The sequence below is a fragment of the Bradyrhizobium sp. USDA 3240 genome, from assembly GCF_054063295.1.
The window spans coordinates 7,786,505-7,810,791 of record NZ_JBSSGD010000002.1 but is presented as its reverse complement, the minus strand read 5'-3'; the positions used below and the strand labels follow the sequence as shown (position 1 = coordinate 7,810,791).

Here is a 24,287-nt window from a genome sequence, read left to right as displayed (position 1 = left end):
ACGGCCAATGTCTTGGAAAGGAGCGCGGTTTCGCTTGGACGGGAGCGCAGCAGGCTATCGGCGCGTGACGTCGGTCGGCGAGCAGTCGAAGGCCCGCTTGAAGCAGCGGTTGAAATAGGAAATGTCGTTGAAGCCGGACGAATAGGCGATCTCGGCGATGGTGCCGCCGTCAGAGCCGCGCTGCCGTTCCAGCAGGCGATCCTTGGCCAGCCGCAGCCTGCGATCGCGGATGAAGCTGGTGACCGTGGTTCCGACCGCGCTGAAATCTTCCTGCAAGGTACGCATCGAGACGCCGAGACGATTGGCGAGCCATTGCGCGGTCAGCCACTCCGCTGTGAGATGGCGGTCCACCAGGGCCCGCGCGAATTCCAGCCGGCCGGACGCCCGCTCCTTCGGACAGAGCGGGGTGTCCGGCGAATCCGCAGCGAACGCCTGCCGGGTCGCCTGCAGCAGCAATTGCCGCAATTCGCCGGACCGCTTGTGGCTCGACGGCAGTTGCAACATCTTGGCAACCAATGCCCGCAGCATGGTCGACATCGGGTCCTCGGCGCCGAGCCGTCGTGACACCTCGAAATCGTTCGGCTTCTCCGACAGCAGCAATTGCCGCGGCAGATGCACCGACAAATGATTGCTGAACTGGCCATTGAAGAAGAAGTTCGACGGCAGCGAGGAATCGACCAGGATGCAGTCGCCGGGCGAGATGATGCTCTGATGCCCTTGCTGCTCGACCCCGCACACACCCTGGAGCTGAACCAGCAGGAAGAAGTGCTCGCCATAGTCCTGGCGAATATCGCGCTCTGCGCGGCGAACCACATCGACGTCGGTTGCGACCTGGACGATCTCCATCCCTGCGGCATCGCGCAGCACGACGCCGCCATTGACGAAGCCGCGCTCCTCCTGGCCGAACGGATTGAACCGTCCGCACACGGACCGGAGCTTGTCTCTCCATTCCTCCAAAGGCGGCTGTCCCCAGACTTCGGGAGTCCAGCTGCTAAACTCCTGGAGCTGCATGCGCTCCTCCCTGGGAAACGCCGTCGGGCGGCGCTTTTGATAACATGTTAAGCACCTCCTTTGCCGTGTCAACGCCTTTCCGGCAGGGAGAGCGGGCATCGCGCCGCGACCAGCGGTCGCGCAGCGACGGCTTGCTCATGCGAGATAGGCGCTGTGCAGGATGGCGGGATTGTCGATCAATTGCCGCGGCTCACCGGAAAAGCAGATCCTGCCGCGTTCCATCACATAGACCGCATGGGCGATCTTGAGGGCGATGTGCGTGAACTGCTCGATCAACAGCACGCCGACCCCTTGCGCGGCCAGGTCCTGCAACACCGGCACCAGGCGAGCAACGACAACGGGGGCGAGACCGAACGACAACTCGTCGGCGAGCAGATAGCGTGGCTTGGCAATGATCGCCTGCGCCAGCGCCACCATCTGCTGCTGTCCCCCGGACAAATTTGCCCGACCTGGCCTGAAGGCGTTCACGCAATTCGGGGAAGGTGCCGAGCGCAACATCGATCGCCGATCTCATTTCGGCGCGCGACAGATGGCTGCCGGCGACCTTGAGATTGTCCTCGACGCTCAGCTCGTTCAGAACCTGGTGTCCTTCAGGGACCGCGGCCAGCCCGCTCGCGCGAATGGCCTCCGGCCGCAAGCCCCTGATCGAGCGGCCATCGAGGGTGATCTCGCCGGAGGTCGCCGGAAGCGCGCCGGCGATCGCCAGCACGAGGCTGCTCTTGCCGGCGCCGTTGGCGCCCAGCAACGCGGTGATCCGTCCGGGCTCGAGCGACAAATCGACACCGTGCAGGACCGCTTTGCCGTTGCGGGCGAGATCGAGGTCCTGCACTACAAGGCCTGTGCTCACGTCGCATTCTCCAGCACACCGAGATAGGCCGCACGAACCTTCGGCTCGGCCAGCACGCTTGCCGTCGCCCCATAGGCAATCGCGGAGCCGAAATCGAGCACCAGCGTTGCCGTGCAGGTCGCCGAGATCAGATCGACGTCGTGGTCGACCAGCAGCACCTGCGCCCCGCAATGGCCGTGAAGCTGCCTGATGACGTCGCGCAGATGCTCGCTCTCATGCTGGGCGAGACCCGCGCCCGGTTCGTCCATCATGATCAGCCGCGGGCGGCCGACCATGGCGCGGGCGATCTCCAGCATCCGCCGCTGATAGGCGTTGAGGTCGCGACCGAGCACATTGCCCTTGGCGGCAAGGCCGACGAACTCCAGCGCTTGCGCAATCAGCGCAGCGCGCGGCTGCCCATCGGTCGGCACATTGTCGAGAATGGCATTGATGTTGTCGGCCGCGGTGAGATTCTCGACCACCTGCTCATTCTGAAACGTGCGGCGGATCCCGAATGCGGCCCGCCTGTGAATCGCGATGTCCCTCAGGTCCTGCCCGTCGATGCCGACCCGTCCCGTGGTGGGGCGCACAAATCCGGACAAGACATTGATCAGCGTCGTCTTGCCGGCGCCATTTGGTCCAACCAGGCCGGTGACCGGTTCGGGCAGACGTGCCGTCAATTCGCTCAGGCCACGCACGCCGCCGAATTGCACCGTCAGATCGTCGATCTCGATCATGGACCGGCCTTTCGTTCGCTGCCCAAAGCCCGGCGCAAGCGCCCGGCCAGGTCAGACAGTTGGCCGGCGATGCCGTGCGGCGCCGTGATCAGGGCGTGCAGCAGTCCAATGCCGAACACCATGGTCGCGATATTGCCGTCGACGCGAAAATCGTTGAGCAGCGCCGGAAAGGCCCGCAACATCAATCCGGCGATGATCGGGCCGAACCAGGAATACGCTCCGCCGACGATCGTCAGTGCGAACAGCATGATCGATTGGCCCGCCGGAAACGCACTGCCGTCGAGCTGCCCGACGCCGCCGGCAAGCACCGCTCCCGCGACGCCGGCGAGGAAACCGGCCAGCGCGAAGGCCCACACCTTGTAGGCCACGATGTCGACGCCGCCGGCGAGCGCGCAGACCTCGCTGCGGCGGATCATGGCCCAGGCGCGGCCCGGCCGCCCGCGAACATGCACCAGCACCAGCAGAAAGCACAGCGCTGTGACGACGATCGCGTAACGCAGATAGGCTTCATCGCTCTGCGCAATGAGCGGGCGCGCCATCATCAGCCGCGCGCCGGTGCTCTTGCCGAGGATGCCGGGTCCGCCGTCGGGGAAGCCGAACGCGCTGATCAGCACCTGGATCGCGCCCGCCATCATCAGGGTGATGATCGCCAGATAAAGCCCGCGCATGCGCAACGCCGGCAGCCCGACGATCAACCCGACCAGCGCCGCCGAGACACCCGCGGAGAGCAGCGCGATCTCGAACGGCACCCCGAGGCCATGGGAGATGCGCAGCGCGAACCAGCCGCCGACGCCAAGCAGGCCGAACTGCGCCAGCGACACCATGCCGACCTGGGCGAACAGCACGCTGACGCTGAGGCTCGCGATCGTCAGCGCCGCAGCGGAAATAAACGTGCGCAGCCAATAATTGCTCAGCGCGTCCGGCATCACATACAGGGCGATCAGCGCGGCCACGCCGAGGGCGATCCCGCGGAGCGGAACTCTGGCGGCGCGAATGGGCGGGGCTCCCTCCAGGCTTTGATCGGTCACGTCAGCTCACCTGTACACGAAGACGACCTTGCGCTGCATCCACAGCAGCGCGCCGACCGCAAACAGAAACGGCACCGCGGTCCGGAACGGGCCCACGATCGGCACCGGCGTCAGCAACGCCTCGCAGACGCCGATCGCAAGGCCGCCTGCGACGGTCGCCGGCAGCGATGCGAAGCGCCCGACCACCGCCGCGGCGATCGCCGGAATGACGGCGAATGTCAGCGCCTGGCCGCTCAGCCGCTGCAGATCGGCGAGCAGCACGCCGCTGACGCCGGCCAGCGCGCCCGAGATCACCCAGGCCCAGCCATCGACGCGGAACACGCGAACACCAAGCATCGCGCTGAGCTCGCGGCTGCTGGCCAGTGCCCGCATCTGAAGGCCGACGCGGCTATAGGACAGAAATGCCATCACCGCGCAGGTGACCAGCAAGCCGAGAGCGAATGCGACCGCGCGCGTCATCGTGACGCGAACGCCCATCAGGTCGAAGCTCATCGTATCGGTCGGCAGCCGAAGCCGGCGCGGCGCCTCGCCCCAGACATATCCCATGAACCCCAACAGAATGAGTGCGAAGCTGAGCGTCGCAACGGCGCGCATGATCGGATCCGAATAGGCGAGCCGGGGTGAGATCACACGGCCATAGAGGAATGACACCGCGACCGCGGCGGTGATCCCGCCAATCCACGACCATTCGGCCGGACCGCCGCGCTCGACGATCGACCAGGAGATAAAGGCTGCCAGGGCGCCGACCGCGCCCTGGGCAAAGTTGACCACGCCGGATGCCCGGTAGAGCACCACGATGCCGACACCGGAGAGTACGTAGGTGGCGGCCGTCGCGAGGCCCGCAACGAGAAAGGGCGTGAAATCGGGCATTGTCTATTTCGCGATGCCGATCGTCTTCTCGAAGGCGTGCACGTCGTCGAGCTCGGGATCTTCCGACTCGATGCAGACCGGTTTCGGCACCAGCTTGCCGTCCTTGACCTGCGACACCGGACCAGCGTGGTTGGCGTTGTGACGCGGTCCCGAGCCGATGTACCAGGGCGAGCAGAACATGTCGCTCTCGAACCGGTTGACGTTGCGCAGCGCAGCCGTGACCGAGGCACGGTCGATCTTGGCCGGATCCATCTTCAGCAGGGTTTCGGCCGTGACGCGTGCGGCGAGGTAGCCGGCCTGCGAGAAAGTATCCCTCGGATCGGAGGCCTGGCCATACTTGTCCAGCACCGCGAGCCAGTTCTGCGTATCCGGCGTTCCGGCAGTGGCGGCATTCAGCTCCATGTCGACCGTGACCTTGCCGTCCCAGTACTTGCCGATCGCGTGCGGGAAGTCCGGATTGTAGAGCGACGCCGGACCTGCGAAATGCACCTTGTCGGCCAGCCCCTGCTCTTCCGCCGCAGCGAAGATCGGAACCGCCAGACCCTTGGGCGTACCGACGCTGATCACGTCAGGCTTGAATGCCATCGCTTCGAGCACGATCGAGGTCGCATCGAGCGAGCCGGGATCGAACGCGATGATCTTGCCGTCACCGCCCTGCTTCTTGATCCAGGCGACCGCGCCGGTGCAGGACCACTCGCCGACATTGGGAATGTTCGGCGCGATGCAGACCACGCGCTTGATCTTGCCGGGATAGGTCCGCGCGACATCCATCACGGCCTTGGTGTTGCTGACGCGCGGGCCGGCATTGGTCGGCGCATAGTTCTTCTGGAAGAAGCAATCGCGCGGCACGCCGACGCCGGCGATCACCATGATGTCTTCCTTCTCGTAGATGCCCTGGTTGGCGCCGCAATCGACGAAGCTCATGTTGCCGACCAGCGCGACCGCCTTCTGGTCGCGGATCAGCTTCGCCGCGACCTGCGACGACTGCTCCGGGTTCCAGGCATCGTCCTCGAGCAGATATTTGACCGGGCGGCCATTCACGCCGCCATTGGCGTTCAGGCACTTGAAATAAGCCGCCGCGGCCAGCCCCGACGAGCTGAAATTGTCCGGCCCGGTGATGCTGACGATGCCGCCGACGACGATCGGCTCGCCGGTCGCCGCCTTGCCGGTGTTGGCACCGCACTTTGGATCAGCCGCGTAGGCAGCACTGCCGATGCAGACCGCGAGCATTGCTGTGACGGCAGCCAGAATCGTCTGTCTCGATTTCATGCGTTCCCCTCCATACCCCAGATGTCGCGTGGGTTTCGTTGTTCCGCCGCGCTTCCCCTTGCGCGTCGTGCGATGCAATAGCGGCGCGTTGTTCGGCCGAATTGATCTTGATACTAGGCAGGCGCGATCCGGCGCGTCTTGGACTCGGACGCAATCGGCCTAGGACACAAACGAGCAATGTGTGTGCCCGAAGCCCGCGTGCGCCAATGCCCCCCAGCCCCGGCGCACGCGGTCGCCCCCGTCACCTCATCGCGTCAGCGACGAGCCTTGTGTCAGTGAATTGCTCGAAGCGCACCACCCGCCCCTCGTCCACGTCCCAGACGTGCACGACGCGCGCGCGCATTGCCTTGCCGGTCGGCTTGTAGTGCCCGGAATAGGTCCCGATCCCGACCATCGTCGTGCCGCCGTCGATCAATCGTTCGAGCGTGAACGTGTAGCCGGTCCACTCCTCGGCAATGCGCTTGAACACGCCGGCGATGATGGCGTCCGCGCCGACATAGGTTCCCGCGTAGGGAAAACCCGCCATCTCGGTCCACCTGGTCTCGCCGGTGATCGGCGCCATCATGGCAACGAGATCACCGATATCCGATCCGGCATAATGCGCCTTGATCGCGTCGTAGTTCCGGCTCACGTCGCTGCTCCCTGATTACACCGGCTCCTTGCCGGGGTCGTAGCTGGTTCTGGACTTGATGGTGATGAAGGCGCCGGCCGGCTTGTTCTCGACCCGGCCCTCACTGGCCACGCCGAGGAATTTCCCGGTCGATCGCATCGCATTCCAGTCGTAGAAGAAGATCGACGCGACCGGGATGATGAACTCGCGGAATCCGAAGACGTATTGGTTGTGATCGAATTTGTAGGTCGTCGTCAGGTCGACGTCGCCATGGCCGCGCTGGACGCCGACCAGATTCTGCCAGGCATAGCGCTGCGAGCTGAGATAGACGTGCTCGTAGAGGTGCTGCAGGCTGTAGTCATAATGGGCCGTCATCCCGACCAGGTCCCGCGATGGCGCCGGTTCGAAACCCGTGGGCGGAATTGCGGGATCGCCGACGACACCAGAGGTGTAGACCTGCGCAACCCGCGGTTCGCCGGGAGCTTCGCCCGCGGCACGGACGCGCTCGCGGACCGACAGCACGCGGCGGGTCCTGGTATTGACGATGAACGCTTCGTCCTCGGTCGGACGCGCGGCAAAGGTGATGTTGATGAAGACCACGTCCGGCGCCACGCTGATTGCCTCGTACCAGTCGGCGCCGGTCGCATCGCCCTCGCGCCATTCGAGCCGATCGGCCGAGGCAAAGGCCAAGTCAATGGCGCGGCCATCCTTCAGCGTGATCTTCAGGCTCTGGCCGGCGAGCGCGTCCGTGGCCGGCAGCCGGTTGGTCGCAATGCCGGCGGCGAAGTCATCGAAATTCTTCCAGTCAGCGGGTCTGTCGTTGCCTTGCATCTTTTGCCTCCCGCTCACTCGACGAATGCCAACGTCGGCAAGTCGACCACACCCGCCCCGCCATCGACGGTCAGGATCGAACCATTCATCGCCGACGCTTCATCCGAGACGAGGAAGCAGATGACGTTGGCGACCTCCTCCGATGTTGCCGGGCGGCCGAGCGGTACATCCTTGGTCACCAGCCGGTAGGCTTCCTCGATCGAATGAAGCCCGTGCTTCTCGACGATGACTTGCATCTGCTCGTCGGCCATCGCGGTCGCGACCCAGCCGGGACATACGATATTGGTCCGCACACCCTTGCGGCCGTAATCGCGCGCCAGCGATTTGCCGAAGCCGATGCAGGCGTGCTTCATCGTCACATAGCCGGCCGCATCGGGGCCCGCGAACAGGCCGGCGATCGAGGCAACAACCACGACGGCGCCTTTCTGCGCGATCAGATCGGGGAGGCTTTCGCGGGCGCAGACAAAGGCGGTGTCAAGATTGAGCCGGGTCGCCAGCGACCATGTCTCGTCGGTCATCGAGATTGTCGGACCGACGCCGTGGCCTCCGGCATTGGCGATCAGGATATCTACCCTGCCGAACTTGTCGTGGATCTCCGCCAAGGCTGCCCGTACGGCGGCGCTGTCGGCAGCGTCCGCCTGCACCACGAAGCAACCGGTCTCGTCAGCCAATGCCTGCAACGGCTCCCGCCGTCGGCCCATGACGGCAACATTGGCGCCCTCCGACGCAAGCCGCCGGGCGACGGCCGCTCCTATTCCGGTGCCGCCACCCGTGACCAGGGCCGTTCGTCCGCTGAATCTCATGTGTTCGCTTCGCCCCCGATGCCGCCCGCGTTTTCGTCGAGCCGGACGACAAACTGCTACCCGACGACGTTTCGTTGCCATCAGATAGACCTACCGGACCGAACCCGTCTTGGACTCAAGCGCAGCCGCGCTAGGACGCGGGCGCGTGCGGCGGTTCCGCTCGCAACTCGGCCGCCTCTCACTTATTTTAAGTATAAAGTATCTCCGCCAACGAAAGGATCGCCAAGGCGCTCGTTGGAAACCCGCGAAGATCGCCGTTCGGCGCGCCAAGCTCCGCAAATTCAGCTGCATCGGCCAGTGGGATCGCCGCGCCTTGAACGAGCCTTGAATTTACTTTTGGTACGAACTATCTTGTATGCGACATTGAGGTCGGCGCCTTCAGCGGACCGGATGCCGCAGGAGATTTGATTTGGCAGTCGCGAAGGAGTCCCCACCTGTTTCGCCCAAGAGCGGGGTCGATCAGGAGGCCGAGTACCGGGCTCAGACACGGCTTTGGCTTCGGTTGCTTGCCTGCACGACCCTGATCGAGGGCGAGCTGCGGCGCCGGTTCCGCGAGGAATTCGATTTCACGATGCCGCGCTTCGACGTTCTGGCCCAGCTTGACCGTGAGCCGAGTGGACTGGTGCTGGGAGAGCTGCCGAAGCGCCTGATGGTCTCCGCCGGAAACCTCACACCCATCGTCGATCGCCTGGTCGAGGACGGCTACATCACGCGCACTCCCTCCAATTTGGATCGGCGCGTGCAGATCGTTTGCATGACCGTCGAGGGCCGCAAGGCCTTCAGGCGTATGGCCAAGAGCCATGGCTCATGGCTGGCGGAGTTGCTGGCGGGATTCCCGGCCGGCCGCCTCGACGGATTGACCAGCGAGCTCGACGAGCTTAAGGGCGCCGTCAGGGACGCGATGCAGAAGCCATAGCTGACGTCGGCATCGCAGCGCCCTGCTCCATCCTCTTGCCGATGTTCGCCTGCACATCGTGCTCCAGCGCAATCCCGCCGCTCGATCAGGGCAGCAGCTTGTACTTCCCGTCCTCGATCTGAACCAGGATTCGCGCGCGGGCATCGACGCCATGCCGGTCCGCCGCCGTATACGTATAGACGCCCTGCGTCCCGGCCAGCTCCTTGGTGGTGAACAGCGCCTCGCGAAGCGCGGCGCGGAATTCCGGCGAACCCGGCTTGGCGCCGGTAGCCATCGCGCGCTTGGCCGCATCGACGAACACCAGCCAGCCGTCGAAGGAATAGGATGAAAACGAGTCGGTCGTCGCCTCGCCATTCGCCTTCTCGAAGGCCGCGCGGAACGCCAATGCAACCTTCTGGATCGGATTGCTGGCTGGAAGCTGCTCGGCCGCGGTCACCGGCCCGGTCGGGCAGATGATTCCATTGGCGGCCTTGCCGGCCAGCCGGAGGAAATCGGCGCTGATGAGCCCGTGGTTGCCGTAGAGCGGTCCCTTGTAGCCACGCTCGGACAAGGCGATCACCGGCAGCGCGCCCGGCGTTCCCGTGCCGCCGAGCATGATGGCGTCGGGGTGCGCCGCCAACGCGCGCAGCACCTGGGCGGTCACCGACGAATCCGATCGGGCGTATCGCTCGTTGGCGATCACCTTGATGTCGGCCGCCTTGGCGCTTTGCGACAGCGAATCGTACATGAGGTCGCCGAAGGCATCCGAGAAGCCGATGAACGCGACGGTCTTCAACCCTCGCGCCTTCATGTGATCGACGATGCCCTGAACAAGCAGCGGCGTCGGTTGCGGCGTCTGCACGACCCAGGGTCCGCCATCGCCGGGCGGCACCGCCGCGATCGGCGACACCGCGATCATCGGAATCTTCATCTCGATCGCGGCCGTCGCCATCGCCAGCGTCTGCGGCGCACCCGAGGTGCCGATGAGAATGTCGACCTTCTCCTGCTCGACGAGCTTGCGCGCGTTGCGCGCCGACGCCGTGGGATCGGAGCCGTCGTCGAGTTGGATGACGCGGAGCTTCTCACCGCCGACTTCGCCGATATAGGCTTCACCGGCCGCCAGTCCCTTTGCGTTCGGGATCCCGATCGACGACACCGGCCCGCTGAGGCCGGTGACAAATCCGACGAGTATCTCCGCCTGCCCGACCTGCGGAACGGCAATAAGCAGCGCGGCGGAAGCCAGCAGGGTCTTCATCGAGATCATGGCACTTGTCTTTCTTGATTTGCGTTTCTTCTGTCGGGCAAGCGCCACCCGCGCGCGTCAGTTCGCCGCAACCAACGCGATCACGCGCAGCGGGCTGCCGGAACCGTTCTGGATCTTCAACGGCGAAGCCACGATGACGGCGCCCGTGGCGGGAAGCTGATCGAGGTTGCAAAGACACTGAAGGCCATAGCGGCCGGCGCCATGCAGGAAGTGATGCGCCGGATAAGGCGGCTCGAAATGGCCGGCCTGCCCCGCGTCGGTGCCGATCGTCTCGGTGCCGAAGCCGATGATGCCGCGCTCCTCCACCAGCCATTTCATGACGGCCGCATTCGGGCCCGGCGTGTGCGCGCCGTCATCCCTGAGGTTGGCGTAGTCGCGCCAGCCCTTCTTCGACCAATCGGTCCGCAGCAGAACCCAGTGCCGCTCGGGAATCCGCCCGTGCTTCGCCTCCCAGGCTTCGACCAGCGGAACGGTCAGCAGGAAATCTGGATCCTGCGCGGCCCCAGCGGAGCAATCGATCACGCAGGCCGGCGCGATCATGTCCTTGGCAGGCATGGTGTCGACGGAATTGTTCGGCAGATCCTTGCCGGTGAACCAGTGAATCGGCGCATCGAAATGCGTGCCGGTGTGCTCGCCGAAGGTCACGTTGTTCCAGTACCAGGCCGGACCGCGACCATCATAGCGCGAAATCTCCTGGATCCGGACGGGAGCTGCCTGGCCAAATTCCGGCGGCAGCACGATGACCGGAAAATCCGGACTGAGCGTGAAGGTCAGATCGACGACGCGCACCGCGCCGGACGAGACCGCACCTGCGAGCTCCAGGAGATTCTTGCTTTGCATCGTCACGTCCTCCCGCTTGGTTGAAATCCTGATCTTATTTGTCGAGCTCGCGCTCGAGCGCCTTCGGATTGGCGGCGAGACGCTGCCTGATTTCCTCGGCGACGTCTCCGACATACATCTCCTCGAGCCCACCTCTGAGCCCGGACACGATCGCCTGCGCAACAGCGCGCGGCGCGACCTTGGGCGGCGGCACGGTCTGGAACCACTCGTTGTCGACCGGCCCCGTGAACAGGTTCAGCACCTTGACGCCGCCGGGCCGCAGTTCCGCGCGCAGACAATGCGACAGCGACAGGCAGGCGGCTTGCGATGCCGAGTAGGCGCCGAAAGCGGGCCAATTCACCAGCGCATGGACGGACAGGATATTGACCCAGGCGGCACTGCTGTTGACGCCGTCCGCCCCCCGCATCCGCATCGCCGGACCGAAGGCCTGCGCGAGATTGATGAAGCCGAGATAGGCTTGGTCGATCTCGTCCCGCGCGATGCTCGTGCCCCTGCGGTCGAGCAGGCCGCCGGGCCGCACATATTCCGTGGTGTTGACGAGGATATCGACCTTGCCGCCGATGTCCGCCGCAAGATCGGTCACAGATTTCTCGTCGGACGCGTCGAGCGTCACGAGTTCGATCCCCTGCTGTCCGCGCAACACCTGCTCGCCGGCAAACGGCCGCCACGGCTCGGCAACGCCGACGAACACCGTCTTCGCGCCTGCGGCCTTCAGTGCTGCAACGGCCTCCTGGCCGATCAGGCTACGGCCGTTGGTCACGAGCACACGCCGGAATTTCGGATCAGCCGTCATTTCCCGCCACTGCCTGTCGTCTGCCATGTTGGGAGTCTCCTCCTCGGGTCGGGCAAAGGCCACGGCCTGACCGCTCTTGTCGAGTTGAAACGACATCAGGACGGGCGCGCCCTCGACGCAGTCGGAATGCAGATGCGCCACCATCGTCGGACCGCAGTCCATCTTGACGAGCCCAATGCGCCAGGGCGCCCGCTCGCGGAAATAGACGTCGCTCGGCACCCGCGCCGTCGTCTCGGCCAGCAGCGCGCCGCGGCGCGGCGCATCGACGAACGCGAGACTACCTGAAAGGCAGCCGGGACACGCCTCGCGTGCCGGATAGGCAAAGGCGCCGCAGGCCTCGCATCGCTGCAGCATGAAGCGTCCTACGGCCGCGGCGCGTGTGAACCCGTGCGATGTCCTGCTGCGCGCCCGCGGCGGCGACGCCGGAAGCCGCGTCCGCAGCAGCGGGTTCTTGCGCCGGGGCGGTTCGATTGGATCGATCATCGCGCGGGCCCTGCAAAGATCACGGCGCCCGAGGCCAGGCCGCGGTCATAATTGATCATGCCGAAGCCCGACGCCAAACCGAGCTTGGCATCCTTCACCTGCGTAGGACCGGCTTCGCCCAGGACCTGCCGCAGCCCTTCGACGAGCCCGAGATAGGCGCCGGCGGCGCCGGCCTGCCCTGCCGAGAGCTGGCCACCCGAGGTGTTGTGCGGAAAGTCGCCGTCAACCGTCAGATCGTGCTGACGAACGAAGGCCGCGCCCTCACCCTTGTTGCAGAAGCCGAGATCCTCGAACTGCATCATCGTGATGACCGGATAGTCATCGTAGGTCTGGACGATATCGAGATCATCAGGCTTCACACCGGCCATCGCGTAAAGTTCGCCGACATCCATTGCCCAGCCGCCGCGCACCTGCATCGGATCGTCGGCGAAGGCGTTGTGCCGCTCGATCGTCGACAGCAATCGTGCCGCCGGCAAGCCAAGCGATGCCGCGGTCTCGTCCCGCATCACCAGGAAGGCCTCGGCACCGGCGCACGGCATGACGCAATCGAACAGGTGAATGGGGTCGGAAATGGGACGGGCCGCCAGGTACTGCTCGATAGTCAGCGGCGCCTTCATCAGCGCATGCGGGTTGCGCAGCGCGTTGGCACGCTGGGCGACCGCGATCCTGCCGACGTCCTCGCGCGTAACGCCATAGGTCCGCATATAGTTGCGCGCGATCAGCGCGAAGCTCGCATTGGCGCCGCCTGCGCCATAAGGATAGACCGCGTCCTGGTTGAAGCGCGAGAAATTCTCGAGCGTCAGGCGGAAGGAATCGACGTGGTTGGTATCGCCGGCCACGCAAGCCACGATATCGGCATCGTGTGCCTGCACCGCGCGCGCCGCCTTGCGCAAGGCCGCGATGGCGCTGGCGCCGCCGAGCGGGATGGTGTCCAGCCATCTGACGCACAGCCCGAAATGCTGCGTCAGTCCGATCCCGCTGTCCGTGCCCATAGTGAAGCTGGAGACACACAGGCCGTCGATATCGGAAGCCTTGATGCCGGCCCGCGCGACCAGCGCGCTCAACGCGCGGCCGATCCACCATTGCGCACTCTCGATGGAATAGCGCGCATAGGGGACCGTGACGGGAGCCGCCATCACGATGCCCTCATACGGTGTGCGCAGCGAATTCTTCACCAGCCGCCTGCCTTGCCTGCCCGCCTCAAGTCATTTCCAGTTACACATCGATACTGCCACGACTCGTATTCGAACAGAGGCACCTTCTCGGATCTCGTCACGTCTGGCTCTCCAGAGCTTGTCGGCTGTTCAGGCGCTAGCGCTTGTTGCGCGCGAGTATCGCCCGGAAATCGTCACGTGCCTGTGCACTGGCTCGCTTGAAGCTCGGCCCGCGGCTTGGCTCGGTGCCGTTGAGCTGCCTCAGTTGCACCCACATCTCGGCACTCTTCAACGCCACCGCAGCGCAGTTCACGACCGGCGCGTGCCCGACCTTCAGGCCACGCTCGCGCCCGATCAAGAGGCCCGGCAGCACACCGGCGGGGATCACCACGTCGGCGCCGCGCTCCACCAGCGGCAGGGCGCAGGCCATGAAATCCTCGATCATCCGCGCGTGCGCTGCCTGGTCGCCGGCGAATGCGCTAGCGAAATCCTCCGGCTTGCAACCGAGGCCGGTCACGTGGACGACGCGATCACCGAGGCCGTAACGTTCGGCCTGCTCGTAGTGCCAGACCTCGAAGACCGGATCGAGCGTCACGAGCCCGAGGCGCCGGCCGAGTTGCGAGGCCGCAAGCAGCGTCGCCTCGCCGGTCCCGATCACCGGAATGTCGAGCGTCGCGCGGAGTTCGTAAAGACCGGGATCCTGGAAGTGGCCCATCACGAAGGCGTCGAAGCCGCTCTCCTCGGCCGCGATGCCGTTGTCGATCGCCTGAACCGCGCAGCGCAACTCGGCAAGCCGGCCGAACTCCCGGTCCGGCGGCGAAATGCCCTCGACGTGAACCGTCGTGCCGGACGCGGCGATCGTGTTGAGATACTCCGACAGCCGCGCCATATAGGGCGCGTTCACGCTCGCATCGACGAAACTCTGCCAGAAGATGCGCATCGCCCTTCTCCTCAAACGGTGACGGGAGCATCGGCCGTCGGCCTGCCGACGGAGATATTTCAACCATAAACTAATTGACCCGTCAAATGCGCGCGATGGAGCCCACGAAGGGGGCCTCGCCATCAGGACGAGAAGACCCATTTTTGGGGACGAAGAGATGATGGAATTGGCGCACTCTGACAGAATTGTATGCAGCAACATTTTTTTCTGACAGCCCCGTGACACGTGTTGACGGCGCCACGGAGAATACTTTAGGCTTTAAGTAATCGACCATCGGCCAAAGCCGGTGGCCATGACGATGATGTTGCAGGGCACCGATTTTGAGAAACTCAATCGCGTGGACGATCGTCGGGCCTGAATGGCCGGCAGCAGCATCGCCGGTCGCGCGTCGCGGCTGCGGCATTCGCCTTCCTTCGTTTCGACAGATGCACGCCGGTTGCCGCAGATCCGCCCGCTATTACAGCGGCGCACCTCGTCATGGCCGCTGACGCCCCGGCCCAGCGAACTTCCCTCTCGCCGCGCCCGGCGTCTGGCGCTGCAGCAATGCCTTCAACCGGTTCGTGCACAGCGCGGGCTCCTGCCCGGCTGCCGGACATTCGTACCCAGCATCAACGGAGGACAACGCAAATGCGGCAGAAGACCCTGGGCTTACTCGCACTTGTCGCCGGCGTCTTCGCAGCACCGGCTGCGCAGGCCGATATCACGATCGGCTTCGTCACCTCGCTGAGCGGCAACGGCGCGTCGATCGGCATCCCCTATGGCCGCGGCATCAATGCCGCCTATGAATACAAGAAGACGATCAACGGCGAGACCATCCGCCTGATCCAGCTCGACGACGGTTCCGATCCGTCGGCCGCGACGCGCAACGCACGCAAGCTCGTCGAGGAAGAGAAGGTCGATCTGCTGATCGGCACCGCGACAACGCCCTCGACCATCGCCATGGCGGCCGTCGCCAGCGAATTAAAGGTGCCGATGATCTCGATCTCACCGGTCGGCAAGCTTCCGGACTCGCCGGATCAATGGGTCGTCGCAGTGCCGCAGCCGGCTTCGCTGCTGGTCAAGATCGTCGCCGACCGGATGAAGCGCGACGGCATGAAGAACATCGGCTATATCGGCTTCTCCGATGCGTGGGGCGACCTCGTCTACAACGGCGCCAAGGCCGCCGAGCCCACAGACGACATCAAGGTCCAGACCAACGAGCGTTATGCCCGCACCGATACCTCGGTGACCGCGCAGATCCTCAAGGTCATGGCCGCGCGTCCCGATGCGGTGCTGATCGGCGGCTCCGGTACGCAAGGTGCGTTGCCGCTCATCACGCTCTCAGAACGCGGCTTCAAGGGCAACACCTACGGCACCGTGGCGCTGGTCAATCCGGACTTCGTCACGGTCGGTGGCAAGGCCGCCGAGGGCATTCAGGTCTCCGCCGGCCCGGTGATCGTGGCCGAGCAGCTTCCGGACGACCACTTCGCCAAGAAGATCGCGCTCGATTTCCGCGCGGTCTACCAGAAGACCCACAACATTCCGACCACCGACGGATTCTCCGCCTACTCCTTCGATGCCTGGCTGATCTTTGCCAACGCCGCCGAGCGGGCGCTCAAGACCGCAAAGCCCGGGACGACGGAATTCCGCACCGCACTGCGCGACGCGATCCTCAGCACCAAGGAACTGCCCGGCGTGCATGCCGTCTACAACTTCAAGCCCGGTGCGGTGACCGGCGTCGACGAGCGCTCGCTGGTGGTGGTCCGCCTGACCGGCGGCGTCTGGAAGTACGCGCCATAAGCGAAACCATGGCCGTCGGTCGGAACGGGGGAACGGCGTCTCAATGACGAGTGACATCGCGGCCATCCTTGGAATCGACGGGATCGCCACCGGCGCGGTCTACGCGCTGGTCGCGATCGGAACCGTGCTCATCTTCACGGTGACACGGGTCATCTTCATTCCCTTCGGCGACATCGCCGCCTTTACCGCCCTGACGCTTGCGGCCCTCGATGCCAAGCGCTTTCCCGGAACCGGCGCGCTGGTCGTGGTGCTGGCGGGCCTTGCGACCCTGATCGAGATCATTTCGCTCATTCGCAACGGCGACACTCGACTCCTGCCACGCGCGCTGCTGTTCTATCTCGTCCTTCCGTTGGCAGTGGTCGGCATCGCCTGGCTCACCATGCGCATGGATCCGCCGCTCGCGGTCCGGCTCGTGCTCGCGCTGATGCTGATCACGCCGATCGCCCCTCTGCTTGACCGGATCGTCTTCCGCCCGATCGCCGACGGCACGGTGCTGCTGCTGCTGACGGTCTCGGTGGCGCTGCACTTCGCGCTGGTCGGCCTTGGCCTGCTGTTCTTCGGCCCCGAGGGTGTTCGGACCGAAGCGCTGACGTCGTTCTCGACGGAATTCGCCGGCGTGCTGATCTCGGGCCAGACCATGCTGATCGTGATCGCCGCGCTGGTCTTCAGCGGACTTCTCTATCTGTTCTTCGACTTCACGCTGGTCGGCAAATCGCTGCGCGCCACCGCGGTGAACCGGACCGGCTCGCGGCTGATGGGGATCCGGCCGGCACGGGCCGGCACCATCGCCTACCTGCTGGGCTCACTGATGGCCGGCGTATCCGGCATCCTGATCGCGCCGGTGAACACCGTGTTCTACGATTCCGGCTTCCTGATCGGGCTCAAGGCGTTCGTCGGCGCCATCGTCGGCGGCATGACCAGCTATCCCGGTGCCGCGATCGGCGCGGTCGGGGTCGGCATCCTCGAAAGCTTCGCGTCGTTCCAGAGCAGTGCCTTGAAGGACGTGATCGTGTTCTCGCTGCTGATCCCTGTCCTGATCTGGCGATCCCTCGCCTCGCTGCATTCCGAGGAGGAGATCGAGGAATGACGCGCCTGCATGTTCAGCTCGCAGCAGTAACAGCACTGGCGTGCCTCGCACTCGCGCCCCTCGTCCTGAGCCCGTTCAGTGTGACGCTGATGAACTATATCGGCATCTATTCGCTGGTCGCCATCGGCCTTGCGCTTCTCACCGGCGTCGGCGGCATCGTGTCGTTCGGACAGGCCGCGTTCGTCGGCATCGCCGCCTATGCGACGGCGTGGGTCTCTGCCCTGAACGGGCAATCGCCCTGGCTCGGCCTGCTGTTCGGGGTGGCGCTGACCTGCGGCGTCGCGGCCATTCTCGGCGTCGTCACCTTGCGCCTGCAGGGCCATTTCCTTTCGCTGTCGACCGTCGCATGGGGCCTTGCGATCGGCTTCCTGTTCGGCAATGTCGAGGGGCTCGGCCGCTTCAACGGCATTTCGTCGATCCCGCCGATCAGTGTTGGCTCGTTCGCGCTCGTCTCCAGCGCGCAGATCTATTATCTGATCTGGGGCATCGTCGCCCTGGCGCTCTTGCTCGGGTACAATCTGCTGGACTCGCGGCTCGGCCGCGCCATGCGCGCACTGCGCGGCGGCAATACGCTGGTCGAGAGCCTCGGCATCAACGCCTTCCGGATCAAGCTCGTGACCTTCGTGATCGCGGCGTTCCTGGCCTCGCTCTCCGGATGGCTTTACGCGCATATGAGCCGCTTCATCAGCCCGGGTCCGTTCGATGCCAGCATGGGCATCGAGTACCTGATGATGACGATGGTCGGTGGCGCGGGCAGCCTGCTCGGCGGTGTGGTCGGCGCCGCCATCGTGACCCTGCTCAAAAACAGCGTGCAGGATTATCTGCCGCTGATCGCCAAGGGCGCATCAGGGCAACTTGAGATCGTCGCCTTCTCCGCACTGTTCATCCTGTTCCTGCAATGGGCGCGGCAGGGCATCGTCCCCTCCCTTGCGCGCTACCTGCCGAAGATCAGGCGCGAGCGGCCGCAGCCGGCGCCGCCGCTGCCGCGCCGTCCGCAGCCGGCACCGGGCGAGCTTCTCCTGAAGGTCGACGGCGCCGAGCGCCGCTTCGGCGGCCTCGTCGCGGTCAACAATGTCAGCTTCGAGGTGAGATCCGGCGAGATACTTGCGGTCATCGGTCCGAACGGCGCCGGCAAGAGCACGATGTTCAACTGCCTGACCGGCGCGCTGCGGGTCAACAAGGGCGAGATCGTCTTTGCGGGCCGCATGATCACGCGCGATCCGCAATCCCGCATCGCCAGGGCGGGCGTCGCCCGGACCTTCCAGCACGTCAAGCTGCGGCCGCGCATGAGCCTGCCGGAGAACGTCATGCTCGGCACCCACAGCCGAACCCGCACCGGCCTGTTGGCCGGCGCCTTTCGCCTCAATCAGCGCGAGGAAGCCAGCGCCCGGCACGAGGCGCTGATGCAGCTCGAGCGCGTCGGGCTCGGCGACAAGCCGTTCGAGCTCGCCGGCAATCTTCCGCTTGGCAACCAGCGCATCCTGGAGATCGCCCGCGCGCTCGCCGCGGATCCCGCCCTGCTGGTGCTCGACGAGCCGGCGGCGGGCCTGCGCCGCCAGGAGAAGCTGAGACTGGCGGAGCTGCTCCGCGCGCTGCGGGCGGATCACCTCACCATCCTGATCGTCGAGCACGACATGGAGTTCGTGATGTCGCTGGTCGACCGCATCGTGGTGCTCGATTTTGGCTCCAAGCTTTGCGAGGGCGTGCCAAGCGCGATCCGCAGCGACGAGCGGGTTCAAGAGGCCTATCTCGGGGGCGTCGCGTGAGCGAGATGTTCTCCATGACCGACGTGACAGTCTGCTACGACAACGTCGAGGCCGTGCGTAACGCCTCGCTGTCGGTCGACGAGGGCCAGATCGTCACCGTGATCGGCCCGAACGGCGCCGGCAAGACCACGCTGCTGATGGCCGCCATCGGGCTGCTCGGATCGCGTGGCCGCATGGCATTCCGCGGCAACGATCTCGGTAAGATGTCGGTCGAGGATCGCGTCGAGCGCAGGCTCTGCCTCGTTCCGGAGAAGCGCGAGCTGTTCTCGGATATGTCGGTCGCCGACAACCTCCTGCTCGGCTCCTACAGCCTGCGCGACCGCTCGGGTGTCCGAAAGACGCTGGACGAGGTCTATGATCGCTTTCCCCGGCTGAGGGAACGACAACGCCAGGCCGCAGGCACGCTGTCCGGCGGCGAACGCCAGATGCTGGCTCTGGGGCGCGCCTTGATGGCAAAGCCCGCGCTTCTGATGCTCGACGAACCCAGCCTTGGCCTTGCGCCGCTGATCGTGCGCGAGATCTTTCGCACCATCGCGTCCTTGCGCGATTTGGGCGTGTCGATCCTGCTGGTCGAGCAGAACGCCCGTGCCGCGCTCGAGACCGCCGACTATGGCTACGTGCTGGAGACCGGCGAGATCGTGCAGTCCGGCCCTGCCAAGGATCTGATCCACGATCCCCGGCTGATCACGGCCTATCTCGGCGGACACTGAGACCGGTTTGGGTGGGTCCCGGCGAGCCGCACACCAAAAACATCGAAAACAACCCCATGCACAGTAGCCGGCCATAGTCATATCAATGGCTAGCTGGCCCGGCGTGACGCGTGCTGATTTTCAGAATTCGCTTGCGCCGTCGGGCAAATCAAGGGCACAATACCATCATCGCGGCGTTCCGCCCTCGCCCATCTCCCTCATCTCCCAGGCCGGGACGATGCTCGTCAGCATCGGAAAATGCTTGTTGCCGCCCGCGAACGGCGGAAACCGGACGAAATCCGCGCGCATGCGCGTGATCACGTCGGAGCTCAGCGCGCGCGCAAGGGCTTGCGGGCTGTCGAACATCAGCCTGTTGCGCTGCATGTACTCGACCCGCTGCGACGGTAGCCGGTCGACCCAATCGATGCGCGTGTAGATCTCGATCTGGCGGACCTCAGGGAAGGTCCGCATGATCGACGGATGAAGCTCCAGATAGTGCAAATTCCAGGCATTCATGTCGTCAGCCGGCCCGGGGTAATGCACCAGGTAGCTGCACGGCGTGACCGTGCCGTTCGCATGCTTGGCGTCGTCGACCGGAAAGGCGCGCGTCACCATCGCCTGATGCGTCACGTCCAATCCGGTTAGGCTCGGCAGTCCGCGACCTGCCGCAAGACCCGCGAGCACACCACCGCGGTCCATCGCGGCCTCGCAGGCAAACAGGTCCGGAAAACGCAGTTGCAGCGCAAATACCGGCCCGGACCCGTCCGCCTTGTAGGGATGATCGACCGATTGCTCCAGCGGCGTGAACAGCAGGCCCTCGGCCATGCCCGGAGTAGACCCCACCATTGCAGCCACAGCCGCAAGATCGTCCGCGTGAATTCGTCGCTCGCCTTTCGGATCGGAGAACGTCATGAACAGCGAGATCATGATGCAGCCCTCTCCTCGCCGGCTTGCAGATGCGACATGAGAGCCGCACGAACGTTGTCGGGCCATGGAATGGCGTGATGATCGACCAGCGACGTCGCGGCAAGGATCTGGCGCGCGCGCCAGCGCACGCCATCTGCGGCCGTCACGACGTGCGCCAGATGGAGCGAGGCGCGGCCGACCTTGACGATGCAGAGGCCAAACGTCAGGCGATCGCCGAACTTCGACGGCCGCAAAAAGTCGCAGGTCAGATGCACGGTCGGGGTCCCGATCCTGCGGACCGTGATCAGCTCCGGCCAGGGAAACCCGATCGTGGTCCAGAACTCCTCGACCACGCCGTTGAGGATATTCAGGTAGGACGGAAAATAGGCGATCCCCGATGGATCGCAGTCGCCGAACCTCAGCTCGCGATCGAACGAGAACGAGGTCATCAGATCGCGACAACGGGGTGCCGGATGACGCCGACGCCGTCGACGCCGGCCTCGACCACATCGCCGGGCCACAGCCATTCCTGCGGGCTCATGCCGGCGCCGACGCCTTCAGGCGTTCCGGTCGCGATGATATCGCCCGGCTCGAGCGTCATGCCGGACGAGATATCGGCGATCAGGGCGGGGATATCGAAGATCATGTATTTGGTGTTGGAGTCCTGCTTCATGACGCCGTTCTTCGTCAGCCAAAGCCTGAGGTCATGCGGATCGGGAATCTCATCGGCGGTCACGATGCAGGGGCCGAACGGCGCGTAGGTGTCCATGCCCTTGGAGAAGATCCACTGCCCGGCGCGGCGATTGTCGCGCGCGGAAATGTCGATCATCACGGAATAGCCGAAGACGTGATCCATCGCCTTCTCGACCGGGATGCGGGTCGCGGTCTTGCCGATGATGACGGCGAGCTCGACTTCCCAGTCGAGCTGCCGGGTGATGCTGGCATTGTGCTGGATCGCGGCTCCCGGCCCGATCACGGCGGTCGGCGGCTTGGAGAACACCACCGGCTGCTTCGGCAGATCCTTGTCGGTGTCGAGGCTCTTGGCGGACTCCGCCACATGCGCACGGTAGTTCAGCCCGATCCCGAAGATGTTCTTGCGCGGGCGCGGGATCGGCGCTTGCAGCTTGACATCCTCGATCGGGACGGCGCCGCCGACCGGCAGCGACCCGTTGGCGCTGTCCAGACATTCCTTCAACGCCGGCAGCAAGGTGACGGCGTTATCGATCAACGAGAGCATATCGCCCGGCCAGACCAGACCGCGTGACGCACCGAGGCGCTCGACATCGACAACCAAACCGTTGACGACAACCCCAAGCCGGGCGCCGCTGGAGCCCAAGGTGTAGGTGACTAGACGCATGAGAGCCTGATCCGATTATTCGGGTTGAATTCTGCGGGGAAACGTCAGGCCGCGACCGACTGGTGGCCGGCATTGTCGCCATAGGCCTCTTCCCGGTAGAGGCCGAGCCCTTCGATGACGGGAAGATCGTTGAAGCAGAACAGGCAGGCGTCCTCGCTCGCCGAAGCGTTGCCGTGCTCATGCCAGGCCCAGGAGGGAACGCAGAAGATGTCGCGCTCTTGCCACTCGAACCGCTTGCCGCCGATCACCGAATAGCCGTGCCCCTTGGCGACCTGGTAGACGAAGCTTCCGGTGTGGCGGTGCGACCTGGTCTTCTCGCCTGGCCGCAGCAACTGCATGCTCGCGCCGATGGTCTGCATCACATGTCCGCCGGTGATCGGATTGACGTAGTTCATGAGGATGCCGTCATAGGGCGATCCGTCGGTGGCGGCGGCATATTTCCGCAAGGACTCGTAAGTCGGCTCCCACTCATATTTGAACATCGGTGAATAACCGTTCGACCATCGCGAGCCCGCCGGCCGAAGGCCCGGATTGCCCCAGGTCTTGGTCATGTCGTCGACGGGATAGCCCGACTCCTCCTGCTGGATCTTCGGGTGCACCACGAAGAAATTGGCCTCCAGCGCGTTGACGAGCGGAATGTCGAGCCCATCCTGCCAGATGCAGACCGAGCCGTTTTCCTCGACGCCATGCTCGTGCCAGGTGCCGTTCGGCGTCAGCACGAAATCCCGCGCGCCGAGCGTCATCTTGTGGCCATCGACGATGGTGTAGGCGCCCTCGCCTTCCATGATGAAGCGCAGGGCGGAGGCCGAATGCGCGTGGGCCGACGCCACCTCGCCCGGGTGCATCACCTGCAAGCCCGAATAGAGCCAACCGACCGCGGCCGACACGTCGCGGCGACCGGGATTGTTGAGGTAGATCACCCGCCGTCCTGCCTTCTCCGGCGAGACCAGCTCCACCGAGCGCAGCACGTGCTCACGCAGATCGCTGTAGCGCCAGAGCACCGGAACGGACGCCGACTGCGGCTGCCAAGGCTCGATCTTGTTGGCGACCGTCCACAGCGCGGCCGCTTCGAACTTCTCGAGGTCCTTGTAATAGGCCTTGAGCTCCGGGGTATCCTCGACATTGGCCCGGCCGATGACGTTTTCACCCATCCTGTCCTCCAAGTCTTATCTGATGACGTCTTGTCGCCACATCCATGACTCTCGTCCTGGCGTTCGCCAGGACGACGGTGAAGCTGGCTGTCGATTCAAGTTGCCACACCACGCGGTGTCATCACCCGCGAAAGCGGGTGATGGTGTCGTTGGATCGACACGTCGCATCATTCCGTCCTACCTGGAATTGAGACGAAGCTCGCCTGCTCCGCGGCATCGGGCGCCAGACGTTCGCCTTCCGCGAGGCCGAGCGGTGTTTGCGGACGGCGGTTGACCCGCAAATCGAAGATGTCGAACCGGTTATAGTGCCCGACGATATCATGCATCCGCTTCGGCTGAATGCAGCGATCGAGGTCGATATCGGCATAGACGATGCCTTCATCGTCGATCAGCGGCTCGCCGACGAGACGGCCGTCCGGCCCGATCACGCCGGAGAACGCGCTCGACTTGCGCTGCAGGCGCGCCCGCGCATCGGGGACGACGGTCTCCATCGCCGCGATGATCTCCTCCGACACGGTCGAGCAGGAAACGATCGTGAAGATCTTTCCTTCGAAGGAATGGGCGATGGCGCGCAGCTTGATCGCCTCGGCCATGTCGTAGTCCGGCGGCGCGACGGGCAGCGAGATGTAGCTCGCGACGTGAACCAGTTCGCCCTGCCCGAGCAGCGCGAAGCGCGCCAGCGTGTTGGTGTTCTCGCCGCAGGCGAGCCCGCCGAGGCGCCCGATCTCAGTGTCATAGACGCGCAGGCTCGACCCGTCGCCGCCGGTCCAGGTCAGCTTCTCTGCCCAGGTCGGCACCAGCTTGCGGTGCTTGCCGAGCAGCGTTCCGTCCGGGCCGATGAAGACCAGCGTGTTGTAGATTGCGCCGAGCGACACCGGGCTGCGCTCGTTCACGCCGAGCACGACGTAGCACCCGGCATCGCGCGCCGCCTTGCGGACGACATCGACCTCGGGACCCGGCACCAGCACCGACGCCTTGACGAGCTTCTCGAACCAGGCGCTGCCGGTGACGGGATCGGTGATCCAGTTCCAATAGGGATAGCCGGGTACGAACACTTCGGGGAATGCGACCAGCCGCGCGCCGTTCGCCGCCGCCTCACGCACCAGTGAGGCGGCCTTGTCGGCGGTCGCGCTTGCGTCGAGATAGACAGGTGAAGCCTGGACGGCGGCGGCACGAAAGCGCGGCAGCTTCAGCATTG

At 64.9% G+C, this 24,287-nt stretch carries 25 protein-coding genes and 1 pseudogene; 5 read left to right on the top strand and 21 right to left on the bottom strand.

Features of this window, described 5'->3' with window-relative positions:
* Window positions 1-54 precede the first annotated feature (54 nt).
* From ACVIGA_RS37275 to ACVIGA_RS37230, 10 genes and pseudogenes are all read right to left on the bottom strand, one after another.
* Window positions 55-1,011 carry a helix-turn-helix domain-containing protein gene (locus ACVIGA_RS37275; protein WP_097672572.1) on the bottom strand — a complete coding sequence of 319 codons (957 nt, stop codon included), beginning with the start codon at window positions 1,009-1,011 and terminating at the stop codon, window positions 55-57.
* A 135-nt stretch (window positions 1,012-1,146) separates the two neighbouring features.
* Window positions 1,147-1,428 carry a hypothetical protein gene (locus ACVIGA_RS37270; protein WP_456669945.1) on the bottom strand — a complete coding sequence of 94 codons (282 nt, stop codon included), beginning with the start codon at window positions 1,426-1,428 and terminating at the stop codon, window positions 1,147-1,149.
* Window positions 1,429-1,549: 121 nt separating this feature from the next.
* A pseudogene (locus ACVIGA_RS37265) lies at window positions 1,550-1,840 on the bottom strand (ATP-binding cassette domain-containing protein); the annotation flags it as partial.
* Window positions 1,841-1,854: 14 nt separating this feature from the next.
* Window positions 1,855-2,574, bottom strand: a complete 720-nt coding sequence (locus ACVIGA_RS37260) for an ABC transporter ATP-binding protein (RefSeq protein ID WP_456669944.1) — start codon at window positions 2,572-2,574, stop codon at window positions 1,855-1,857.
* Window positions 2,571-3,602: a branched-chain amino acid ABC transporter permease gene (locus tag ACVIGA_RS37255; RefSeq protein WP_456669943.1), complete on the bottom strand. Its 1,032-nt coding sequence runs from the start codon at window positions 3,600-3,602 to the stop codon at window positions 2,571-2,573. Before ACVIGA_RS37255 ends, ACVIGA_RS37260 begins: the two co-directional genes overlap by 4 nt.
* A gap of 6 nt (window positions 3,603-3,608) precedes the next feature.
* Window positions 3,609-4,472, bottom strand: a complete 864-nt coding sequence (locus ACVIGA_RS37250) for a branched-chain amino acid ABC transporter permease (RefSeq protein ID WP_456669942.1) — start codon at window positions 4,470-4,472, stop codon at window positions 3,609-3,611.
* A 3-nt stretch (window positions 4,473-4,475) separates the two neighbouring features.
* Window positions 4,476-5,741 carry an ABC transporter substrate-binding protein gene (locus tag ACVIGA_RS37245; protein ID WP_456669941.1) on the bottom strand — a complete coding sequence of 422 codons (1,266 nt, stop codon included), beginning with the start codon at window positions 5,739-5,741 and terminating at the stop codon, window positions 4,476-4,478.
* A gap of 241 nt (window positions 5,742-5,982) precedes the next feature.
* Entirely contained in the window at window positions 5,983-6,372 is a 390-nt protein-coding gene (locus ACVIGA_RS37240; protein ID WP_456669940.1) for a nuclear transport factor 2 family protein, read from the bottom strand.
* 15 nt (window positions 6,373-6,387) lie between these two features.
* On the bottom strand, window positions 6,388-7,182 hold the full coding sequence (locus tag ACVIGA_RS37235) for a MoaF C-terminal domain-containing protein (protein WP_456669939.1): 795 nt from the start codon (window positions 7,180-7,182) through the stop codon (window positions 6,388-6,390).
* A 14-nt stretch (window positions 7,183-7,196) separates the two neighbouring features.
* Entirely contained in the window at window positions 7,197-7,985 is a 789-nt protein-coding gene (locus ACVIGA_RS37230; RefSeq protein WP_456669938.1) for an SDR family NAD(P)-dependent oxidoreductase, read from the bottom strand.
* Window positions 7,986-8,394: 409 nt separating this feature from the next.
* On the opposite strand from ACVIGA_RS37230, the gene ACVIGA_RS37225 reads away from it, so the two are divergent.
* Window positions 8,395-8,901, top strand: coding sequence for a MarR family winged helix-turn-helix transcriptional regulator (locus tag ACVIGA_RS37225; RefSeq protein WP_456669937.1), 507 nt, complete (start codon window positions 8,395-8,397; stop codon window positions 8,899-8,901).
* 85 nt (window positions 8,902-8,986) lie between these two features.
* Here ACVIGA_RS37225 and ACVIGA_RS37220 read toward each other — a convergent pair whose 3' ends face one another.
* The 6 genes from ACVIGA_RS37220 to ACVIGA_RS37195 form a co-directional block, all read right to left on the bottom strand.
* Window positions 8,987-10,144 carry an ABC transporter substrate-binding protein gene (locus ACVIGA_RS37220; RefSeq protein WP_456669936.1) on the bottom strand — a complete coding sequence of 386 codons (1,158 nt, stop codon included), beginning with the start codon at window positions 10,142-10,144 and terminating at the stop codon, window positions 8,987-8,989.
* 57 nt (window positions 10,145-10,201) lie between these two features.
* Entirely contained in the window at window positions 10,202-10,984 is a 783-nt protein-coding gene (locus ACVIGA_RS37215; protein WP_456669935.1) for a cyclase family protein, read from the bottom strand.
* A gap of 34 nt (window positions 10,985-11,018) precedes the next feature.
* The gene (locus tag ACVIGA_RS37210; protein WP_456669934.1) at window positions 11,019-12,260 is read right to left on the bottom strand and encodes an SDR family NAD(P)-dependent oxidoreductase; all 1,242 of its coding nucleotides are present in this window, start codon (window positions 12,258-12,260) and stop codon (window positions 11,019-11,021) included.
* Window positions 12,257-13,435 carry a thiolase family protein gene (locus tag ACVIGA_RS37205; protein ID WP_456669933.1) on the bottom strand — a complete coding sequence of 393 codons (1,179 nt, stop codon included), beginning with the start codon at window positions 13,433-13,435 and terminating at the stop codon, window positions 12,257-12,259. Before ACVIGA_RS37205 ends, ACVIGA_RS37210 begins: the two co-directional genes overlap by 4 nt.
* A gap of 136 nt (window positions 13,436-13,571) precedes the next feature.
* Window positions 13,572-14,354 carry an aspartate/glutamate racemase family protein gene (locus tag ACVIGA_RS37200; RefSeq protein WP_456669932.1) on the bottom strand — a complete coding sequence of 261 codons (783 nt, stop codon included), beginning with the start codon at window positions 14,352-14,354 and terminating at the stop codon, window positions 13,572-13,574.
* 82 nt (window positions 14,355-14,436) lie between these two features.
* Window positions 14,437-14,757, bottom strand: a complete 321-nt coding sequence (locus ACVIGA_RS37195) for a hypothetical protein (protein WP_456669931.1) — start codon at window positions 14,755-14,757, stop codon at window positions 14,437-14,439.
* Between the two features lie 224 nt (window positions 14,758-14,981).
* Between ACVIGA_RS37195 and ACVIGA_RS37190 the strand changes: the two genes are divergently transcribed.
* The 4 genes from ACVIGA_RS37190 to ACVIGA_RS37175 are packed head-to-tail and all read left to right on the top strand — an operon-like array spanning window position 14,982 to window position 19,696.
* The gene (locus ACVIGA_RS37190) at window positions 14,982-16,133 is read left to right on the top strand and encodes an ABC transporter substrate-binding protein (protein ID WP_456669930.1); all 1,152 of its coding nucleotides are present in this window, start codon (window positions 14,982-14,984) and stop codon (window positions 16,131-16,133) included.
* Window positions 16,134-16,176: 43 nt separating this feature from the next.
* Window positions 16,177-17,220: a branched-chain amino acid ABC transporter permease gene (locus ACVIGA_RS37185; protein ID WP_456669929.1), complete on the top strand. Its 1,044-nt coding sequence runs from the start codon at window positions 16,177-16,179 to the stop codon at window positions 17,218-17,220.
* Complete coding sequence (locus tag ACVIGA_RS37180) at window positions 17,217-18,986, top strand: branched-chain amino acid ABC transporter ATP-binding protein/permease (protein WP_456669928.1); 1,770 nt, start codon at window positions 17,217-17,219, stop codon at window positions 18,984-18,986. Before ACVIGA_RS37185 ends, ACVIGA_RS37180 begins: the two co-directional genes overlap by 4 nt.
* Window positions 18,983-19,696: an ABC transporter ATP-binding protein gene (locus ACVIGA_RS37175; protein ID WP_456669927.1), complete on the top strand. Its 714-nt coding sequence runs from the start codon at window positions 18,983-18,985 to the stop codon at window positions 19,694-19,696. Before ACVIGA_RS37180 ends, ACVIGA_RS37175 begins: the two co-directional genes overlap by 4 nt.
* Before the next feature lie 165 nt (window positions 19,697-19,861).
* Here ACVIGA_RS37175 and ACVIGA_RS37170 read toward each other — a convergent pair whose 3' ends face one another.
* The 5 genes from ACVIGA_RS37170 to ACVIGA_RS37150 all read right to left on the bottom strand — a co-directional run bounded on the left by ACVIGA_RS37170 (window position 19,862) and on the right by ACVIGA_RS37150 (window position 24,285).
* The gene (locus tag ACVIGA_RS37170; RefSeq protein ID WP_456669926.1) at window positions 19,862-20,602 is read right to left on the bottom strand and encodes a hypothetical protein; all 741 of its coding nucleotides are present in this window, start codon (window positions 20,600-20,602) and stop codon (window positions 19,862-19,864) included.
* Complete coding sequence (locus ACVIGA_RS37165) at window positions 20,599-21,030, bottom strand: acyl-CoA thioesterase (protein ID WP_456669925.1); 432 nt, start codon at window positions 21,028-21,030, stop codon at window positions 20,599-20,601. Before ACVIGA_RS37165 ends, ACVIGA_RS37170 begins: the two co-directional genes overlap by 4 nt.
* On the bottom strand, window positions 21,030-21,938 hold the full coding sequence (locus ACVIGA_RS37160) for a fumarylacetoacetate hydrolase family protein (protein WP_456669924.1): 909 nt from the start codon (window positions 21,936-21,938) through the stop codon (window positions 21,030-21,032). Before ACVIGA_RS37160 ends, ACVIGA_RS37165 begins: the two co-directional genes overlap by 1 nt.
* 44 nt (window positions 21,939-21,982) lie before the next feature.
* Window positions 21,983-23,089 (bottom strand): cupin domain-containing protein, encoded by a 1,107-nt coding sequence (locus ACVIGA_RS37155; RefSeq protein ID WP_456669923.1) that lies wholly within the window; start codon window positions 23,087-23,089, stop codon window positions 21,983-21,985.
* Between the two features lie 167 nt (window positions 23,090-23,256).
* Window positions 23,257-24,285, bottom strand: a complete 1,029-nt coding sequence (locus ACVIGA_RS37150; RefSeq protein ID WP_456669922.1) for a carbon-nitrogen hydrolase family protein — start codon at window positions 24,283-24,285, stop codon at window positions 23,257-23,259.
* Between the last annotated feature and the right edge of the window lie 2 nt (window positions 24,286-24,287).

Bases quoted from the DNA above. Each gene is read 5' to 3' on its own strand.
- ACVIGA_RS37155 (WP_456669923.1), bottom strand. From the start codon at position 23,089: ATGGGTGAAAACGTCATCGGCCGGGCCAATGTCGAGGATACCCCGGAG.
- ACVIGA_RS37220 (WP_456669936.1), bottom strand. From the start codon at position 10,144: ATGATCTCGATGAAGACCCTGCTGGCTTCCGCCGCGCTGCTTATTGCC.
- ACVIGA_RS37165 (WP_456669925.1), bottom strand. From the start codon at position 21,030: ATGACCTCGTTCTCGTTCGATCGCGAGCTGAGGTTCGGCGACTGCGAT.
- ACVIGA_RS37185 (WP_456669929.1), top strand. From the start codon at position 16,177: ATGACGAGTGACATCGCGGCCATCCTTGGAATCGACGGGATCGCCACC.
- ACVIGA_RS37275 (WP_097672572.1), bottom strand. From the start codon at position 1,011: ATGCAGCTCCAGGAGTTTAGCAGCTGGACTCCCGAAGTCTGGGGACAG.
- ACVIGA_RS37160 (WP_456669924.1), bottom strand. From the start codon at position 21,938: ATGCGTCTAGTCACCTACACCTTGGGCTCCAGCGGCGCCCGGCTTGGG.
- ACVIGA_RS37215 (WP_456669935.1), bottom strand. From the start codon at position 10,984: ATGCAAAGCAAGAATCTCCTGGAGCTCGCAGGTGCGGTCTCGTCCGGC.
- ACVIGA_RS37245 (WP_456669941.1), bottom strand. From the start codon at position 5,741: ATGAAATCGAGACAGACGATTCTGGCTGCCGTCACAGCAATGCTCGCG.
- ACVIGA_RS37200 (WP_456669932.1), bottom strand. From the start codon at position 14,354: ATGCGCATCTTCTGGCAGAGTTTCGTCGATGCGAGCGTGAACGCGCCC.
- ACVIGA_RS37270 (WP_456669945.1), bottom strand. From the start codon at position 1,428: ATGGTGGCGCTGGCGCAGGCGATCATTGCCAAGCCACGCTATCTGCTC.
- ACVIGA_RS37195 (WP_456669931.1), bottom strand. From the start codon at position 14,757: ATGCCGCAGCCGCGACGCGCGACCGGCGATGCTGCTGCCGGCCATTCA.
- ACVIGA_RS37235 (WP_456669939.1), bottom strand. From the start codon at position 7,182: ATGCAAGGCAACGACAGACCCGCTGACTGGAAGAATTTCGATGACTTC.
- ACVIGA_RS37150 (WP_456669922.1), bottom strand. From the start codon at position 24,285: ATGCTGAAGCTGCCGCGCTTTCGTGCCGCCGCCGTCCAGGCTTCACCT.
- ACVIGA_RS37210 (WP_456669934.1), bottom strand. From the start codon at position 12,260: ATGATCGATCCAATCGAACCGCCCCGGCGCAAGAACCCGCTGCTGCGG.
- ACVIGA_RS37190 (WP_456669930.1), top strand. From the start codon at position 14,982: ATGCGGCAGAAGACCCTGGGCTTACTCGCACTTGTCGCCGGCGTCTTC.
- ACVIGA_RS37260 (WP_456669944.1), bottom strand. From the start codon at position 2,574: ATGATCGAGATCGACGATCTGACGGTGCAATTCGGCGGCGTGCGTGGC.
- ACVIGA_RS37230 (WP_456669938.1), bottom strand. From the start codon at position 7,985: ATGAGATTCAGCGGACGAACGGCCCTGGTCACGGGTGGCGGCACCGGA.
- ACVIGA_RS37170 (WP_456669926.1), bottom strand. From the start codon at position 20,602: ATGATCTCGCTGTTCATGACGTTCTCCGATCCGAAAGGCGAGCGACGA.
- ACVIGA_RS37250 (WP_456669942.1), bottom strand. From the start codon at position 4,472: ATGCCCGATTTCACGCCCTTTCTCGTTGCGGGCCTCGCGACGGCCGCC.
- ACVIGA_RS37180 (WP_456669928.1), top strand. From the start codon at position 17,217: ATGACGCGCCTGCATGTTCAGCTCGCAGCAGTAACAGCACTGGCGTGC.